The sequence below is a fragment of the Pseudomonas sp. P1.8 genome, from assembly GCF_001269805.1.
Taxonomy (GTDB): domain Bacteria; phylum Pseudomonadota; class Gammaproteobacteria; order Pseudomonadales; family Pseudomonadaceae; genus Aquipseudomonas.
In genome coordinates, this window is sequence record NZ_LHVM01000013.1 from 307,877 (window position 1) to 325,754 (window position 17,878).

General features: G+C 61.0%; 13 protein-coding genes. 3 read left to right on the forward strand and 10 right to left on the reverse strand.

Annotated features, from left to right (window positions below; all coding sequences use genetic code 11):
• Positions 1 to 7: 7 nt before the first annotated feature.
• From AD668_RS12180 to glgA, 4 genes are read right to left on the reverse strand one after another with little or no spacing between them, the layout of a single operon-like run.
• Positions 8 to 2,803 (reverse strand): malto-oligosyltrehalose synthase, encoded by a 2,796-nt coding sequence (locus tag AD668_RS12180; RefSeq protein ID WP_053158978.1) that lies wholly within the window; start codon positions 2,801 to 2,803, stop codon positions 8 to 10.
• Positions 2,800 to 4,878: a 4-alpha-glucanotransferase gene (malQ, locus tag AD668_RS12185; protein WP_053158979.1), complete on the reverse strand. Its 2,079-nt coding sequence runs from the start codon at positions 4,876 to 4,878 to the stop codon at positions 2,800 to 2,802. Before malQ ends, AD668_RS12180 begins: the two co-directional genes overlap by 4 nt.
• On the reverse strand, positions 4,871 to 6,670 hold the full coding sequence (gene treZ, locus AD668_RS12190) for a malto-oligosyltrehalose trehalohydrolase (protein WP_053158981.1): 1,800 nt from the start codon (positions 6,668 to 6,670) through the stop codon (positions 4,871 to 4,873). The genes malQ and treZ overlap by 8 nt, the downstream gene beginning before the upstream one ends.
• Positions 6,671 to 6,681: 11 nt before the next feature.
• Complete coding sequence (gene glgA / locus AD668_RS12195) at positions 6,682 to 8,265, reverse strand: glycogen synthase GlgA (protein WP_053158984.1); 1,584 nt, start codon at positions 8,263 to 8,265, stop codon at positions 6,682 to 6,684.
• A gap of 561 nt (positions 8,266 to 8,826) precedes the next feature.
• Here glgA and AD668_RS12200 point away from each other — a divergent pair.
• The gene (locus AD668_RS12200; protein ID WP_053158986.1) at positions 8,827 to 9,639 is read left to right on the forward strand and encodes a crotonase/enoyl-CoA hydratase family protein; all 813 of its coding nucleotides are present in this window, start codon (positions 8,827 to 8,829) and stop codon (positions 9,637 to 9,639) included.
• 6 nt (positions 9,640 to 9,645) lie between these two features.
• Positions 9,646 to 10,476 (forward strand): NAD(+) diphosphatase, encoded by an 831-nt coding sequence (gene nudC, locus AD668_RS12205; RefSeq protein ID WP_053158988.1) that lies wholly within the window; start codon positions 9,646 to 9,648, stop codon positions 10,474 to 10,476.
• Here nudC and AD668_RS12210 read toward each other — a convergent pair.
• Both AD668_RS12210 and AD668_RS12215 read right to left on the reverse strand, forming a co-directional pair.
• The gene (locus AD668_RS12210; protein ID WP_053158989.1) at positions 10,444 to 11,223 is read right to left on the reverse strand and encodes a TSUP family transporter; all 780 of its coding nucleotides are present in this window, start codon (positions 11,221 to 11,223) and stop codon (positions 10,444 to 10,446) included. The two genes, nudC and AD668_RS12210, sit on opposite strands and share 33 nt — an antisense overlap.
• Before the next feature lie 251 nt (positions 11,224 to 11,474).
• Positions 11,475 to 11,951 (reverse strand): nuclear transport factor 2 family protein, encoded by a 477-nt coding sequence (locus AD668_RS12215; protein WP_053158991.1) that lies wholly within the window; start codon positions 11,949 to 11,951, stop codon positions 11,475 to 11,477.
• Between the two features lie 260 nt (positions 11,952 to 12,211).
• Here AD668_RS12215 and pssA point away from each other — a divergent pair, with 260 nt between their 5' ends.
• Positions 12,212 to 13,555, forward strand: a complete 1,344-nt coding sequence (gene pssA / locus AD668_RS12220; protein WP_053158992.1) for a CDP-diacylglycerol--serine O-phosphatidyltransferase — start codon at positions 12,212 to 12,214, stop codon at positions 13,553 to 13,555.
• A 100-nt stretch (positions 13,556 to 13,655) separates the two neighbouring features.
• Here pssA and efeO (AD668_RS12225) read toward each other — a convergent pair whose 3' ends face one another.
• From efeO (AD668_RS12225) to efeU, 4 genes are read right to left on the reverse strand one after another with little or no spacing between them, the layout of a single operon-like run.
• Positions 13,656 to 14,480, reverse strand: a complete 825-nt coding sequence (efeO, locus tag AD668_RS12225) for an iron uptake system protein EfeO (protein WP_053158994.1) — start codon at positions 14,478 to 14,480, stop codon at positions 13,656 to 13,658.
• Between the two features lie 30 nt (positions 14,481 to 14,510).
• Entirely contained in the window at positions 14,511 to 15,809 is a 1,299-nt protein-coding gene (efeB, locus tag AD668_RS12230) for an iron uptake transporter deferrochelatase/peroxidase subunit (RefSeq protein WP_053158996.1), read from the reverse strand.
• Positions 15,806 to 17,026 (reverse strand): iron uptake system protein EfeO, encoded by a 1,221-nt coding sequence (efeO, locus tag AD668_RS12235; RefSeq protein WP_053158998.1) that lies wholly within the window; start codon positions 17,024 to 17,026, stop codon positions 15,806 to 15,808. Before efeO (AD668_RS12235) ends, efeB begins: the two co-directional genes overlap by 4 nt.
• Before the next feature lie 8 nt (positions 17,027 to 17,034).
• The gene (efeU, locus tag AD668_RS12240) at positions 17,035 to 17,874 is read right to left on the reverse strand and encodes an iron uptake transporter permease EfeU (RefSeq protein ID WP_053159000.1); all 840 of its coding nucleotides are present in this window, start codon (positions 17,872 to 17,874) and stop codon (positions 17,035 to 17,037) included.
• Between the last annotated feature and the right edge of the window lie 4 nt (positions 17,875 to 17,878).

The following is a 17,878-nucleotide window of genomic DNA, read 5'->3' on the forward strand; positions in this document are numbered from 1 at the left end:
ACTGAACTCAAGTGTGGGTCGTTTGAATAATGAGATTGACCGGGAATTCCCCCAGCGCGGCGCTGATCATCAGCTCCCTGTGTTTTGTGACTGCGACGCTCGAAAAAAGTCCCTTCAGATTTTCCTCAGGCTCAGTGAACGGCAAGTTGACTCGGGTATCGCCCCACAGCGGCGCGTCGATCTGTGGTTCGGCACTGTTTTCCAGCAGTTGCGCGCATCGAATCGGCACAATCACGATGGCGCGTTTTCCTTCGTGCTCCCGGGCAAAAGCCAACACTCGTTGAGCCTGGCTGCCCAGCACTTCCAATGCCTGATACGTGCCTCGGTGAAACAGCGTCGCTTGTTCGGCACGCAGACCCAATGTGCGCGCAATCAAGGCCTGCTTGATGCGCCCATCGCGCCAGTTCATCAGCAGATCCGGCACATCAACCACCTGCTGCAGCGTTTGTTGGCGTCTGGCGTAATCCACCGGTTGCCGATTGTCCGGATCGACCAGGCTGAAGTCCCAATAGTCGTTGCCTTGATAGAGGTCCGGCACCCCTGGCACTGTCATGCGCAGCAAGGTTTGCGCCAAACCATTCAGGGCGCCGGGCGTGGCGATTGAGCGGGCCGCTTTTTCAAGGGCGGCGCGCAGCAGTTCGCCTTCCGGGCGCAGCAGCAGGCGCTGGAGAAAATCCTCGGTCGCCTGCTCGTACGCATCGTTGGGCGCGCTCCAGCTGCTTTGCAGTTTGGCTTCACGCAGCGCTTTGCGTTGCCATTGCCAGAGGCGCTTGGCGTAGTCCTCCAACGCCACCGGCTCATCCGCCCGCAACGTCAGTGGCCAGCTGCCGAGAATGGCTTGATACAGAATCAATTCATCACCCGTCGACGGCGTTTGATCGTCGGCGCGCAAGGGCCGGGCGAGGGCGCGCCACAAACCGATCTGATCGGCATACCAGGCGCTGCGCTCACTCAATACGGCCAGGCGCGCGCGGGTGTCTTCGCCGCGTTTGTGGTCGTGAGTGGCGGTGGCGAGCAGGTTGTCCGGGAAGGCGTCGAGGCGCTCGATGCAGGCCTGATGGAACGCTTCGACCGGGGCACTGAACTGCTCGGTACTGAAACCGACGTCATTGCGCGAAAGCAATACCGCCGAGCGATAGAAAGCCGTGTCTTCCACCGCTTTCGCTGCGGCGGGCGAGGTCAGTTGCTGAAAGCGTACGCAGGCATGCTTGAGGCGTTTGCGTTCGCGGCCTGCGGGACGCCGGCGCCAGGGTTCACCGCCGAGCCACCCGGCGAGGCAATCGAGTACCGGCCAGTCGGCTTCGCCCAGCGCTCGACGGGCACCTTCGATGGCCTGCTGGAAAAACACGTCATCCTGATCTGATCGGCCGAGGGGGTTGATGTACGTGCGGTACACCGGGAAATACACGATCAACGCCTGCAAGGCCCGGCGAATCGCACCGAGGGTCAGGTCGCGAGTCATGAGGTTGTCCCGGGCCACTTGCAGCAAGGCCTGGGCGACACTTTCAAAATCCCCGGCCAGGGAACCGTTGAGAATCTGCTGGCGCGCCAACTGAGCTTCCTGAGCAAAATCGGCGGGACGTTCACTGTGGCGGTGCCAGAGTTCGGCGAGTGTCTGTGTGCCCAGCGGATCGTGCTGCAGCAGTGACAGCTGATTCATGAACTCGTAACCGGTGGTGCCGTCCACCGACCAGTCGCGGTGCAGGGTTTCGCCTTCGCCGAGAATCTTTTCGACGTAGATGGGCAGGTGCCGCCCCACGGATAACCGATCGATCCGTCGACGCAGTTTTCGGCAGTAGCCCCGAGGGTCGGCGAGGCCGTCGATGTGGTCGATGCGCAGCCCGTCGATCAGCCCTTGCGCCACCAGCTGGAAGATCTTCGCATGGGTCGCTTCGAAGACTGCCGGACGTTCGACGCGCAGGCCACCCAATTCATTGATGTCGAAAAAGCGCCGCCAATTGATGTCGTCGGCGGCGGTGCGCCAACTGGCCAGGCGATAGCTCTGGCGCTCCAATAAATTGTGCAGGCGCTGGAAACCTTCAGGAGTCTGGGAATTGAACTGTTTGAGATTTTGCTCGATGGCTGCGGCGAACTGCGGATCGTTCGCCAGGTCGCGCAGCTCGGCTTTGAGCGGGATCGCCAGGCTATGTGCATCGGTCTGGTAGCTCAGTGCGCCGAACCGATCAGCCAGGTTTTTGAGTAGCTCGGCCTGAGTTGCGTCGGGCGCCACCTCGGTCTTGAGCAGTTCACCGTAATCGCCAGGGCAAATCGGGAAACGGTGATCGTAGTGTTCAACATGGAACGTGCCGTGCCAGGCATCGAATCGCATCGCCAGGGTGCCGTCCTGCAAGGCGACGCCGTAGTCGCTGCCAAGGAACGGCAGGAGCAATTGGCCCTCCATCAGCGGATCGGGGGAATGCCACTGGATGTCGAAGAACTCGCCGTACGGACTCAGTCGTCCCCATTCCAGCAGGTCCAGCCACCACGGGTTATCGCCGCCGCCCACGGCCATGTGGTTGGAAACGATATCGAGGATCAGTCCCATGTCGTGTTCGCGAAGGGCATTGACCAGACGCCGCAGCGCCGCTTCACCGCCCAGTTCCGGGTTGACCCTGGTCGGGTCCACCACGTCATACCCATGCATCGACCCTGAGCGGGCGCGCAGCAAAGGCGAGGCGTAGACATGGCTGATGCCGAGGCGGGCGAAATACGGCACCAGCGGCACCGCATCGTCAAGCGTGAAACCTTTGTGAAATTGCAGTCGCAGGGTGGCCCGCAGCATTGGATCAAGCGTTTTTGTCATCGATCACGCTCGGCAGCTTGCAGGCGCGCGCAGGCGAGCAGTTCCAGGCGCCGGGCGGCGTCCGGACCATCGAGCAAAGCTTCGCTGTACCCGGGAAGCCTTCGCGACCAGTTGGGGTGTGCGTCGATGGTGCCCGGCAGATTCGCCTGCTGCTCAACGCCGAGAGCATCCTCCAGCGGCAGCAAAACCAGAGGCGCACGGGTATGGCCGAGGAAGCGAACACTGGCATCGAGGATCTGGTCGGTCTCGTGGGATTCTTCGCGGAAGTTCTGCGGATCCTGGCTCAAGACCCGGCGCAGACCTTCGCGCTCGCGCTCACGGTGCTGGCGCCATTCGATTTCACCGCTGGCGTCGACCATGCCGAGCCGGGCATTCCAGTCGATATCCCGGCCATGCCACCAGCCGTTGAGCGTCGGCAGGTCATGGGTGCTGGTGGTGGCCAGCGCATTGTCTGGCCAGTCGAGTATCGGTTTGAAGTGCGCGTTGTCCTGTTCAAACAGCAAGACGCGCATGCCCAGCATCGAACGGGCAATGAGTTTCTCCCGCAGACCCTCCGGCACCGTGCCCAGGTCCTCGCCCAGCACGATCGCCTGATGACGATGGGATTCCAGGGTGAGTAAACGCAGCAGATCGTCCACCGGGTAATAGAGGTACGCGCCGTCGGCGGGCGGCGAGCCGTTAGGTATGACCCACAGGCGTTGCAGGCCCATGACATGATCGATGCGCAAGCCGCCGGAGTGGGCGAAGTTGGCCCGGAGCATTTCGATGAAGGCGCGGTAGCCGTTACGCACCAGGCCTTCTGGCGAGAATGCGGAAATCCCCCAGCCCTGGCCGCTGCGATTGAGGATGTCCGGTGGCGCGCCGACGGTGAGGGCGGCGAGCAGTTCGTCCTGCCGGCTCCAGGCCTGGCTGCCAGCACCATCGGCGCCGACTGCCAGATCGGCGATCAGGCCTATGTTCATGCCGCTGCTGCGGGCAGCGGCCTGGGCCCGTTCCAGGCAGCGGGTGATCAGCCACTGGCAGAACGCGAAAAAACCGATGCGCCCGGCGTTTTCTTCGGCGAATTCGGCCAGCGCGGTGCTACGTGGATTGCGCCATTGCTCGGGCCACTCTCGCCAGTCGAGGTTTTCACTCCGGGCGGCGCGAGCTTCCTGAATAGCCTCGAAGCGGCAATGGTTTTCCAGGGCTTCGCCACCGGCGTGGCGAAAGCTGCTGAAGTCGGCGTGCAAGGGGTGTTCGCCCTGGACGAAGCCTTCGTACAGCGCCTGCAATATCCGGTGCTTGGCTTCGGCGGCGGCCGGCCAGTCGATCAGCGGGCGCGCTTCCAGATCCTTCAGCTGGTCAGCCAGCCCGGTTGCATCAATCGCGGTGCGCAAGGCGCGTTCACCCAGAATCGCACCAGGCGCGCAGTAGAGGCTATTGAGAAATAAACGGCTGGACGGTGAATAAGGGCTGTAGCGCTGGGTGTCACTGGAGAACATCGCGTGCAGTGGGCTGATCGCCAGCGCGTCTGCACCGCGCTCGCCCGCAACCCGGGCGAGGTCTTCCAGCGCCTGGGTATCGCCGAAGCCGCCATCGCCCGGGCGACGCAAGCCATACAGCTGCACACTCAAGCCCCAGCCACGCGGGATCGGGCTGTCTGCCGCATCGCCTACGCTGTAGCAACGGGCCGGCGCCACGGCGAGGGTGAAGGTTTGTCCATCAATGCTGGCGTGCTGGTAGCCGACCGGGATCAAGCCGGGGAGCACCGCCTGGGCATCCAGTTTCAGGTTGAGCCGCGAGCCGTCTTCGAGATGGATTTCGCACAGGGTTTGAGGGGCAAAAAAACGTGCCAGATCGAGGCCGACACCGACGTCGGCGGTGATCAAGGGTGGCAGGTGCTGGGTGTGTTGCGCCGCTTGCAACTCCAGCAGACTGGCGTCGATTTCCTGGGCGCTGCCGGCCGGATGGCCGAGTCCGGTCAGCACATTACGCAGGACCGAGGGCGCGACTTTTTGCGCGCGGCCATTGGCGTCGATCCAGTCGACCGCGAGGCCGGCACGGCTGGCCAGAATTTCCAGTTGCGCATCACTCATGGACGCTCTCCGTCAGGGGTAGCAAAGGGGCTGCAGCGATGATGCTGACGAGCGCGCAATAGGGAGCAAGGGTGCCTTGATCCAGCAGGGCGGCGGACTTTGGCGGTTGTTCGAACAACACCTGCGCGCCGGTCTGTGGGGTGTGGACCACGGGCTTGTCGCCCAGGTTCAGGTCAATGCGCCACAGACTGCCATCGCCCAGACGCCATGACGCACTGACTGCGCCATCGCCCAATACATTAGCGCCCAGTGGCTGGGTGCCAGGCAGGCGCGGGATGAGGTGTCGATGGCGGATCTGCAACAATTGTCGATACAGGTCGTGCGTCGCGCTGTCAGCACACGTTGGCATCATTGGGCGCGATGCTTCAAAGGTCTGCGGCGCATTCGGATCGGGAATGCGCGCGCGTTGGTGCGGATCGGTGAACGCGCTGAACGCCGCGAATTCATTTCGACGCCCATCGCGCACCAGTTTCGCCAGTTCACCGTGGTGGCTGGTGAAAAACAGGAACGGTTGTTCGACGGCGAATTCATCGCCCATGAAAAACAGCGGGATCATCGGCGATAACAGTAACAACGCCGTCGCTGCCCGCAATGCTTGCGGATGGGCCAGTTGATGCAGGCGCTCACCAAAGGCACGGTTGCCGATCTGGTCGTGATTCTGCAGAAACAGGATAAATGCACTGGGTGGCAGGTGCTCGCTGGGCTCACCACGTGCCACACCGTGACGGTTGATGTGGCCCTGAAACACGAAACCCTGGTTCAGGCAGCGCGCCAGTTGTGCGGTCGGATTGTGTGCATAGTCAGCGTAGTAGGCGTCGGTCTCACCGGTCAGTAGAACGTGCAAGGCATTGTGGCCGTCGTCGTTCCACTGCGCGTCGTAACCTTGCTCCAGCAGGCTGGCCTCGTTGTGTTCGTTTTCCAGCATCAGCCAGACATGACGCGCAGGATCGATTTGTTGTCGTACCCGTCGCGCCAGTTCCTGAAGGAAGTCCGGGTCTTCGATGGCGTGCACGGCGTCGAGGCGCAAGCCGTCGAAGCGGTACTCCTGCACCCACATCAAGGCATTTTCGATAAAGAAGTCCCGCACTTCACGCCGACGGAAGTCGATGGCCGCGCCCCAGGGCGTGTGCTTGTCTTCGCGGAAGAAGTCCTTGGCGTAACGATGCAGATAATTGCCGTCCGGTCCGAAGTGGTTGTAGACCACGTCGAGAATCACCGCCATGCCATGGCCATGGGCGGTGTCGATCAAATGCTTGAGCTGATCGGGTGAGCCATACGACGCCTGGGGCGCAAAGGGCAGAACACCGTCGTAGCCCCAATTACGCTCGCCGGGGAATTGCGCCACAGGCATCAATTCGATGGCGGTGACCCCCAGTTCAACCAGCCGCGACAAATGTTGCTCGACGGCCTCGAAGCCGCCGAGCGCACCGACGTGCAATTCGTAGATCACCGCCTCGCTCCACGGCCGTCCCAACCACTCAACGTGTCGCCACTGGTAAACCAACGGATCGACCACCATGCTGTGGCGATCGATATCGCCCGCCTGTGCGCGAGAGGCGGGGTCGGGCACTTCCAGTTCGCCATCAATGCAGTAGCGGTAACGCGTCCCCGCCGGGCATCGAGTATTGATCACGAACCAGCCGTCGGCCTGAGGCAGCAACGGCAAGGACTGTCCATTTTCCAGTTCGACACTGACGTAAAACGCATCTGGCGCCCACAACGCAAATTGCGTGTGCTGTGCGTCCAGCATGATTGCGCCGTGGGGCCAGGTCTCAAGGGTCCGTAACGGCATCTTCATCCCTCTTACTGTTTGTTCGATTTCCCCAACGCTTTAGCCACAAGCTGTTCGTAGAGTTCGGCGTAGGGTTCGACCGCCTTGCACCAGTTGAAAGGTGCCGCCATGGCCCGGCAGCGCATGGCGTGCAGCAGGTCAGGGAAGGCAAACACCTTGAACGCCCGGCTCAGAGCTTGCTGATAGCTCTCGACGGTGGATTCGTCGAACAGGAAACCGGTCACGCCGTTTTCGATGGTGTCGGCCAGGCCGCCGGTGTTGCGTGCCACCGGCAAGGAGCCGAAGCGCTGGGCGTACATCTGGCTCAGGCCGCACGGTTCGTAACGGGACGGCATCAGCAGGAAATCGCTGCCGGCGAACATGCGCCGGGCATCGGTTTCGTTGAAGCCGATGCGCACGCCGATCTGCCCGGGGAAACGCAGGGCCAGTTCGCGCATCGCCTGTTCTTCTTCCGGTTCGCCGCGACCGATGATCGCAATCTGGCCGCCGTTTTTGACGATGAACTCGGACACCGCTTCGGTCAGGTCCAGGCCTTTCTGGTAGACCAGTCGCGACACCACGGCGAACAGCGGACCCTCTGAGTCCTGCAGGCCAAACAACTGGCGTACGTGGGCGGCATTCACGGCTTTGCCTTCCCAATCGCCAATGCCAAACGGACAGAACAGGTGCGGATCGGTGGCCGCATCCCAGCTCTCGTCGATGCCGTTGGGAATACCGCTGAGCAAACCTTGCTGGGTCTTGGCGGCGAGGAAACCGTCGAGACCGCAGCCGAAATCCGGGGTGGTGATTTCCTGGGCGTAGGTCGCACTGACCGTGGTGATGTGGCTCGAATAGGCCATGCCGGCCTTGAGGAACGACATCTTGCCGTAGAACTCCATGCCTTCCTGTTGCAGTGCGTGATGGGGGATGCCCAACTCGGGGCAGGAACCCAGGCTGGTCACGCCCTGATACGCCAGGTTATGGATGGTGAACAACGTCGGGGTGCGCTGCCCGCGCCAGTGCATGTACGCCGGCGCCAGGCCGGCCGGCCAGTCGTGGGCGTGCACCAGGTCCGGGCACCAGTGAATTTGTGCGAGGTTGGCGGCGATATCGGCAGCCGCCAGACCCAGGCGAGCGAAGCGAATGTGGTTGTCCGGCCAGTCACGGCCGTTGTTCGCGCCATAGGGTGAGCCTTCACGCTCGTAGAGTTCGGGGCAGATCAACACGTAAATGACCAGACCATCAGGCATGTCCATGCGCCCGACCTTGCAGGGTGGCAGCGCCGCATGGCCGCCCAGTTCACCGATGATATGAATCGGGTTTTCGCTGTTGAGCACTTGCGGGTAACCGGGGATCAACACCCGCACATCATGCAGATGGGCCATGGCGCGAGGCAGCGCGGCAGAGACGTCGCCGAGTCCACCGGTCTTCACCAGGTCGGCAATTTCCGAGGTGACGAACAGGACTTTCTTGCGGTTGGGGTTGTGGCTGACCACCGGTGCCAGCGTCTTGGTCACCGGGACGTTGATCGGTTGCGTATTTGCGGCACTTACGGCGCTCGATTCGCCGACCTGATGAGCACGCTCTCCCTGTATTTCCAAAGCCGTACTGATCATATGAATCTCCCGTGTTGTTGATCTAATTCTTAGGTCTGGCAAACGGTATTTCAGGCCAGATTCCCTTGGCCGGGCGCAAAAGCGCTACGCATCAGTGAGCAAGCGCTGCCCAATGCGTTGAAGCAAAAGGGGTGAATGAGCCTTTGCAAAGATTGCACCAGTCGCAACGCACCTTCTTTTGAGAGGACCGACGGAGAAAGGTAAAAGTTTCCACTTTTTTTCCGTTTTGTGACCGACCGGTCTCGCCTCGAGAAAATGAGTCTAGGCCAGAACTTAGAGCGGTAAAGCGCAGATGGCAAAATTGTTCGACAATCGGTTTGAAGCGGAACGAGCGTGCCTGATCAAGGGGCGAACGCTCCGACGAAGGGCGTGTTTTTTTGCGCATTGGCCTCAAAAAGTCACGGGCCGGTCACATAACCGTGCAACAGGATTTTGCGCTCATGCACTGTTACGGTGCGTGACGGGTGAGTCCCGCATTTGGCCGAACCACTGCCTTACTGACGGTGATGGGGGGTTGGTATAGTTCTGGCCTCATTTTTTGCCCGCAAAAGGATCACTGGCATGGCTCAGTACACCGCGTTCAACGTCGAACTGGTCAATAAAATCGCTCATGTGCAAATCAACCGCCCCGAGAAGATCAACTCGATGAACGCTGCGTTCTGGAGTGAAATCGTCGAGATTTTCCAATGGATCGACGACAGCGACGATGTGCGCGTGGTGGTCCTCAGTGGGGCAGGCAAGCATTTCTCGTCGGGTATCGACCTGATGATGCTGGCCAGTGTGGCCAACGAACTCGGCAAGGACGTGGGTCGCAACGCACGCCTGCTGCGACGCAAGATCCTCAACCTGCAAGCCTCGTTCAACGCCGTCGATAATTGCCGCAAACCGGTGCTCGCGGCGATTCAGGGTTACTGCCTGGGCGGGGCAATCGATCTGATTGCCGCTTGCGACATGCGTTACGCCGCTGAAGATGCACAGTTCTCGATCAAGGAAATCGACATCGGCATGGCCGCCGACGTCGGCACGCTGCAACGCTTGCCGCGAATCATCGGGGACGGCATGCTGCGTGAACTGGCTTACACTGGTCGCACGTTTGGTGCCGACGAGGCGCGGAGCATGGGCCTGGTCAATCGCGTTTACAGCGACAGCGCCAGCCTGCTCGACGGCGTCATGGGCATTGCCGGCGAAATCGCCGCAAAGTCGCCGATTGCCGTCACCGGCACCAAGGAGATGATCAGCTACATGCGCGACCATCGCATCGATGACGGCCTCGAATACATCGCTACCTGGAACGCCGCCATGTTGCAATCCACTGATCTTCGCGTGGCCATGGCTGCCCATATGAGCAAACAGAAACCCGAATTCCTGGATTGATTGACCATGATTTCTCGCTGGACCACCGCAGTACTGGACACAGACCAACCCGGCGGCTGGGCTGTCGCACGCAGCCCTGAAGGCTTTTTGTTCGACGACAACGGCGCGCTGTTCCCAAGGGAATGGCTCAAGCGCCAGGACTTGTCGATTCTGGCTGAACACGGCATCGGTCATCTCGATGGAGAGCCGGTTTATCTGCTGGAACTGCGCAGCCACAGCGACGTGCCGGGTTGCAACTGGAAAGGTCTGCGGGCATTCATGCTGGACGGTGATCACACGGTCTATAAAGTGCTGGGTTACGCCGCGCAGATCGGCACCTGGGCACGCGAGCATCGCTTTTGCGGCAATTGCGGGCAGGCCATGACGCAAGTGCCGCGAGAGCGGGCAATGTATTGCCAGCCATGCGAGATGCGCAGTTATCCGCGCATCTCGCCGAGCATGATCGTGTTGGTCACCCGGGGCGATGAAATCCTGCTGGCGCGTTCACCGCGCTTCGTCACGGGGGTCTACAGCACACTGGCCGGTTTTGCCGAGCCGGGTGAGTCGGCCGAAGATTGTCTGATCCGCGAGGTACGCGAGGAAGTGCGCATCGAGGTCAGGAACATCCAGTACCTGGGCAGCCAGTGCTGGCCGTTCCCGCACTCGATGATGCTCGGCTTCCATGCCGAATACGCCGGTGGTGAGATCGTGTGTCAGGAAGACGAGATCGAAGACGCCCAGTGGTTCAACGTGCACGCGTTGCCGCCGTTGCCGGCGTCGCGCTCGATTGCCCGTTACCTGATCGACGTGTATGTGGCGCGGCGTTTAGGCCACGCTGAACCAGTGTTGCCAGGCTAAACGCACGGTCAGACCCAACACCACGGTGATGAACACCGGACGAATGAACTTCGCACCCCCGCTGATGGCGGTGCGGGCGCCGAAGAAGGCGCCGACCATCAATGACGAGCCCATGCACAGGCCGATGATCCAGTCCACCTGACCGGAAAAGATGAACACCGACAGCGCCGCCGCGTTGCTGACGAAGTTCATGCTGCGCGCCACACCGCTGGCCTTCACCAGATCGATAGGGTAGAGCAGCAGGCTGCTGACGGTCCAGAACGCGCCCGTGCCCGGACCGGCCACGCCGTCATAGAAGCCGAGGCTGAAGCCCTGTGTCGATTGCCACTTCTTCTTGATCGGCGCGTCGCTGTCCAGCGGCGCTTTCGGCGTACCACCAAACAACAGATAAACGCCACAGGCGAAAACGATTACCGGCAGCATCTTGTTCAGCCATTCCGCTGGCAGGTAATGCGCGACGATGGCACCGATCAGTGCGCCCACCAACGTGCCGACGATGGCGTGAACCCACTGTGCGGGATGGAACAGCTTGCGGCGATAGAAGGTAAAGCTGGCGATGGCCGAGCCGAAGGTCGAGCTGAGTTTGTTGGTGCCCAGGACCAGGTGCGGAGGCAGGCCGGCGGTCAGCAGGGCTGGTGTGGTCAACAGACCGCCGCCGCCGGCGATGGCATCGATGAAACCGGCAACAAAAGCGACAAGGGCGAGAATGGCCAGGGTGGAGAGGTCAACACTGAGTTCGAAGGGCATGGGATCGGCTTATTCGGCGGGTGCAGAAAGGGGCTGCGGGGAAGGGGCGACATCTTACTCATCTGTACAACACAAAACCAATGCAGGAGCGGATCGCAGATCCTGTAGGAGCCGGCTTGCTGGCAAGCCAGCTCCTACAGGTCCGGCGCGAGGGCTGATGCTGTAGGCGCCGGCTTGCTGGCGAACCAGACGACGCGGTGTGTCAGGCCGGCCGCCTCGCTGGCAAGCCAGCTCCTGCATAAAGTGCGTGTTTACAGGCCTAGATCTGACAGCCCTGGATGATCATCCGGTCGCCGCCCCAGCGGCCAGTGGTACTTGCGCTCGCTTTCCTTGATCGGCATGTCGTTGATGCTGGCAAACCGTCGCGCCATCAAACCATCCTCGTTGAACTCCCAGTTTTCGTTGCCATAGGAACGAAACCAGTTGCCCGAGTCGTCGTGCCATTCATAGGCAAAACGCACTGCGATGCGGTTGTCGGTAAAGGCCCAGAGCTCCTTGATCAGGCGATAGTCGAGTTCCCTGGCCCATTTGCGCGTCAGGAAGGCTTTGGCTTCTTCGCGGTTATGGGCGAACTCGGCGCGGTTTCGCCATTGGGTGTCCAGGGTGTAGGCCAGGGACACGCGCTCCGGCTCGCGGGAGTTCCAGCCGTCTTCGGCCAAACGGACTTTCTCAATGGCCGATTCACGGGTGAAGGGCGGCAATGGCGGGCGAACGTTGGCATCAGACATTTCAAGGCTCCGTATCAAGTTGAAATTCAAACAAGGGTCGAGCAGATTTTGATCTTCAGAGTGAAGGTCCTCTTTTTGCAATACCAATGCGTTGATGCCTGATAAATGGCTTTCGCGAGCACGCTCGCTCCCACAAGAGAATGCCGTTGAATGGGGGCGTGAGCCTGTTCGCGAAGAGGCCATTACAGACCGTAACAAGACCCAACCCCATCGATGGTGTAAGCTCTTGGGTTCTTCGGATTCGACCCATTGCGAGCCCTATGCCGTCGCTTTTCAAACGCTCCCTGCTGCCAAAACTACGCAGTTTTGCGCTGACCGCCGATGCCGTCAGCATCCTTTCCGGCGCTGCCGAATTTCGTCGTTGCCTGCTGGAAAAAATCGCCAGCGCGACCCAGCGCATCTATATCGTCGCGTTGTACCTGCAACAGGACGAAGCCGGCCAGGAAATTCTCGATGCCCTGCACGCAGCGAAAGCCGCACGTCCTGAGCTGGACGTGGTGGTCGTTGTCGACTGGTTGCGCGCCCAGCGCGGTCTGATCGGTGCCGGCAAACAGCCGGGCAACTCGGCGTGGTATCAGGAAATGACTCGCACCCACGCAAGTGTAGTGCCGGTGTATGGCGTCCCGGTGCAGACCCGCGAACTGTTCGGCGTGTTGCACCTCAAGGGCTTCGTCATTGATGATTGCGTGATCTACAGCGGCGCGAGTCTGAACAACGTTTATCTGCACAAGTTCGACAAGTACCGCTACGACCGTTATCACCTGATCCAGAACCGCGAACTGGCCGATTCGATGCATCACCTGGTGCAACACGGCCTGGTCGCATCCAAAGCGGTGCATCGCCTCGACTTGCCGAACCTGCCGACCACCCGCAGCCTGCGCAACGATATCGGTGACTTGCGCAGCCGTCTCAAGCACGCGGCGTACGACACCACGGCGGGCACCACGCTCAAGAACGGTTTGACCGTCAGCCCGTTGCTCGGCGTTGGCAAGAACAACCCGTTGAGCCGGGTGATTTGCGAACTCATCGCCAGTGCCCAGCATCAACTGACCATTTGTACGCCGTACTTCAACCTGCCATTGGCCGTGACCCGGGAAATCAACCGGGCACTGGCGCGGGGGGTGAAGATCGACATCGTGGTCGGCGACAAGACCGCCAACGACTTCTACATTCCGCCGAGCGAACCGTTCAAGGTGATCGCGGCGCTGCCATACCTGTACGAGATCAGCCTGCGCCGGTTTGCCAAGCGCCATCAGCGCAACATCGACAGCGGTCAGTTGAACCTGCACCTGTGGCACGATGGCGACAACACCTATCACCTCAAAGGCATGTGGATTGATCAGCGCTACACCTTGCTGACCGGCAACAACCTCAACCCGCGCGCATTCCGCCTCGACCTGGAAAACGCCTTGCTGATCGATGATCCGCACAGCCAGTTGCTGGAACCGCGCCGCAAGGAGCTGGCCGAAATCTTCCAGCACACCCGGCGCATCGAGCGCTATCAGGATCTGGAAACCCTCGCCGAATACCCGGCGGGCGTGGCCAAGTTCCTCAAGCGGGTCAGTCGCGTGCGTATTGAGCGGTTGCTTTACCGTATTCTTTGAGCGGTAACGTCGCCTTCAATGCAATCGCGAGCAGGCTCGCTCCCACAACCCCTGTGGGAGCGAGCCTGCTCGCGAAGAGGCCCTTAAAGCGCTACAACACTCAGTTCAACCCCAGCTTCCCACGCATCGTCGACAAATCTTCAGCCAGCGTATTAACCGGCCCGACCAGCGCCTTGCGGTCCTTTTCCTTCACTTTGTCGTAGGTCTCGAAACCACCGTCGCTGGTCTTGTACCTGGCCAGGATCTTGTCCACGGTCGCAAAATTCCTGTCGACCTTGGCCACGAACCCGGCGTCCTGTTTCTGGATCTGTGGACGGAACAGGTCGACGATTTTCTTCGCACCGTCGATATTGCCCTGCAAGTCATACAGGTCGGTGTGGCTGTAGCGATCTTCCTCACCGGAGATCTTGGTCGCAGCGACTTCTTCCAGCAGTGCGGCAGCACCACCGACCACTTTTTCAGGCGGGAAGGTCAGGCCGGCCACGCGGGCCTGCAGGTCTTTGATGTCTTTGTTCAAGCCGTCGGCCAGTTCGCCCAGGCCTTCGGTACTTTTTTCCGAGAACAGCGAGTATTCAAGGCGGTGGAACCCGGTGAAGTCTTCGGCCATCACACCTTTCTCGTGATCGTCGACGCGGGAGTCGATGGACGCATCCAGGTCACTGAACAGCTCGGCAATCGGCTCGATCGACTCGTAATACACGCGAGTCGGCGCGTAGAGTTTTTTCGCGGTGGCCAGGTCACCTTTTTTTATGGCGTCGGTGAATTGCCGGGTGTGGCTGGCCAGCTCATCCAGTTGTTCAGTGACGTATATCTTATAGTCCGAGACCGGCCCCACCAGGTCCAGCGGCGCGGTGGCCGCGAACGCCGAAAACGGGGTGTTGAGCAAGCCAAGGATCAGCAGTAACACGAGGGGCGACTTTTTCATGGGGCGGTTCCGTGAGGATCGTTGTGGCGGTTAGGCAGTGGTTTTGTTGTGTGTAGCGTTCAGCAGCGAACGACCGATGAAATCCTGGTCGCCGATGACACCGGGCAACGTGAAGAAATACCCGCCGCCGACGGGCTTGAGATATTCCTCCAGCGGTTCGCCGTTGAGGCGGTTTTGCACGGTGATGAAGCCTTTTTCCAGGTCGCTCTGGTAGCAGATGAACAGCAGACCCATGTCGAGCTGACCGTTCTTGTTCACACCGTTGGAATAGTTGAATGGCCGACGCAGGATCAGGTTGGTCTGGCTCGCCGTGGTGCGCGGGTTGGCCAGGCGGATATGTGCGTCGAGCTTGGTCAGCTTGCCTGCCGGATCGTTGGTGTAATCCGGGATTTCGCTTTCGTGGCTGCCGCCCATGGGTGCGCCGGTGCTTTTGACCCGACCGAGAATGCTTTCCTGTTCCTGCAATGGCGTACGGTCCCAGCGCTCGACGAAGTTGCGGATGATCCGCACGGCCTGATAGCTGCCGTTGGCCGCCCACGCCGGTTCATCGCTGCCCGGTTGCACCCAGACAACGGAGTCCATCGCTTTGGCATCGTTGGAATCTGGGTTGGCTGAGCCGTCGCGAAAACCCAGAAAATTGCGCGCGCTCTGTGCCGGTACGCCGGGTTTCGCCGGGGCCTGGGGCGGCACGCTGCCTTCCTGTTTCCAGCGCACCAGTAATAAGTCCGGCAGGTTTTTCACGATGTCGCGCAGGGCGTGGATGTTGGTGTCGGTGGTGTTGGCGCACAATTGCAGGCTCAAATCGCCGTGGCAGCAGTCGGCCTCCAGCGCATCATTGGGAAAACCGACCATGCGGGTCAGCCGCTTGGGCTTTACATCGGCGAGGCCGAAGCGTTCGTCGAACAGCGACTCGCCCACCGACACGGTGATGGTCAGGTTGTCCGGTGTGACAACGGGGCCGAGGATGCCCGAGTCCACGGGGGGCAGCTTCGGATCGATCTGGGACACCGGGCCGCCCTTCATCAAAAAGGCGATGCGTTCGTTCAGGGTACGGAACAGGCGCTCAAGGTCTTCGCGGTCGCTGGCCAGAACATCAAACGACACCAGCATGCCCGACGCCGGGCGCGGCGTGACGATGCCGCTTTGGTGTTTGCCGTGGAACGCGTGACGATCTTCGGTACGGTCGCTGCTCGGCGCCGCGGTGACTTGCGCGGGGGTTGCCGCCATGACCGGGCAGCTCAGCGCCGAGCCGGCGAGGGCGACACCGGCGGCGCCCATGCCCATCAAGACTCGACGTCGCTGGAAGTTGCATGGTTCTGAATCGTTCATCGTTTGGAGCCTTCTGCTGTCAGGCCACCAAGGCCAAGGGCGGGGTCGATGGCATCCAGTGCGCTGGCCAGTGCCGTGGCTTTGTCGGCGATCTGTTGACGTTGCGCGGTGTTGACGCTGTCATAGCTGGCGTAGCCGTCGTTGACCTTGAAACGGTTCAGTTCGGCGTCGAACGCATTGAGGGCGTCATCGATTGTCGGCAGTAACCCGGGCGCAGACGTGGTCAGCAGCGGGCGCAACAGGTCGACAACTTTGCGGGCCGCATCGAGATTGCCGGCGAAACCGTTCAGGTCGCTGTGGCTGTAGCGTTCCTCTTCACCGTTGAGGGCGCGGACTTCGGCGATGCTGTTGAGGTTGCGCACGATGATGCTCACCAATTGCTCCGGTGGCAGCGACTGGGCCAGCAGCTGTTGTTTGAGGGTGGTGACGTCCGTCAGCAGACGCAGGGCATTCGGTGTCAGTCCGTCGAGATTGCGTTGTTGGAACAGCGCGAATTCGAGGCGGTGGAAACCGGCGAAGGCCGGGTCTTGCTCGCGCTTTTCAAAATAGTCGGCGCGGGCATTGATGCTGTTGTCCAGTTCAGCCAGGCGCTGCGCGGCCGGGGCCATGCGCTGATAGGCGACGCGGGCCGGCACGTACAGCGCCTGTGCCTGAGCCAGATCACCGGAGGCGATTGCTTGTTCCAGTACCGTGACCGCTTTGATCAGCACCGAGCCTTGAGTGCTCAGGTACACGCGAAATTCCGACAATGGTCCGACAAATTTCAGCATCGACGGCTTTGCCTTGGCGGCGGCATCGGACGCCGCGGTCGGCGTGACGTGCAAGGTGCCCCGCGGGTTGCTCAACAGGCCACACGTGATGGCGTAGTCGCCGGGCAACAGGTTCGCGTTAATCACCTGACTGAGGCCGGGTGCGATGTTCTCGCGCTCTTCGATCACCAGCACACCGTCGAGGATTTCCCATTCAACCGCACGATCGGAACGATTAACGATGCGCAAGCTGGCGCGCCCGGCGGGGACCGTCAGGGTATTAGGCTCACAGCTGTGCGGATGAATAGTCACCAGCACCTCGTCATGATTGGCCAGGCGCTTGGCCGCGGCCATGGTCGAGGCGTAGTAGAACAGGCCGCCGGCGGCGATCATCACGATCACCGAACCGACCACTGCCCAGCGCAAGGCATGGGGTGGGGACGCCTGGGGTGGGGCTTGGTTTGGCATGGTTGCCCTTACTGGCTGGAAACAGAAGACGGAGTTTTCGAAAGCGCCGGCGCCGGGAGAAAGAACATCACCAGCGCGATCAGCAGGTAAATCAGATAAGCGCCGAGGGTGCTGACGGTCGGCGCGTCCTGATAGCCGAACATGCCGGCCAGTACCGAGCCCAGCGGGCCGTCCATCGGCAGCGTGGCGCTGATATCGAAGAGCACGGTTTGCAGGTGATTCCACACCCCGGCTTCATGCAGCGCCTGCACGGAGTTGGCGAGAATGCCCGCGGCAACCACGAGAATAAATAACCCGGTCCAGCGGAAAAATGCAGCCAGGTTCAGGCGCAGGCTACCGCCGTAAATCATGAAACCGATGACGATGGCCAGGACAAGGCCGAACAGGGCACCCACCGGAGCGGCCGGACCTTCGCTTTGCTGGAACACCGCCAGCAGGAAAAACACCGTTTCCAGGCCTTCGCGGGCCACGGCGAAAAACACCATGGCGATCAGCGCGATCAGCTGATGTGTTGAACCGGCCAGGGCATGGTCGAGGGAGACGTGCAGTGAATGCTTGATCGAGCGCGCGACCTTGCGCATCCAGAACACCATGGAACTGAGAATGCCGACGGCCACCAGCCCGACAATGCCTTCGAACAGTTCCTGTTGTTTCTGCGGGAATTCAGCGCTGACCAGTTCCAGGCCACCGCCGACCAACAGGGCGAGGGCGGCGGCGAGGAAGACACCGATCCACACGGCCGGCATCCACTGCCCGCGGCCGGTCTGTTTGAGGTAGCTGGCGATGATGCCGACGATCAGCGCGGCCTCGATGCCTTCGCGCAGCATGATCAGAAAAGGAACGAGCATTCAG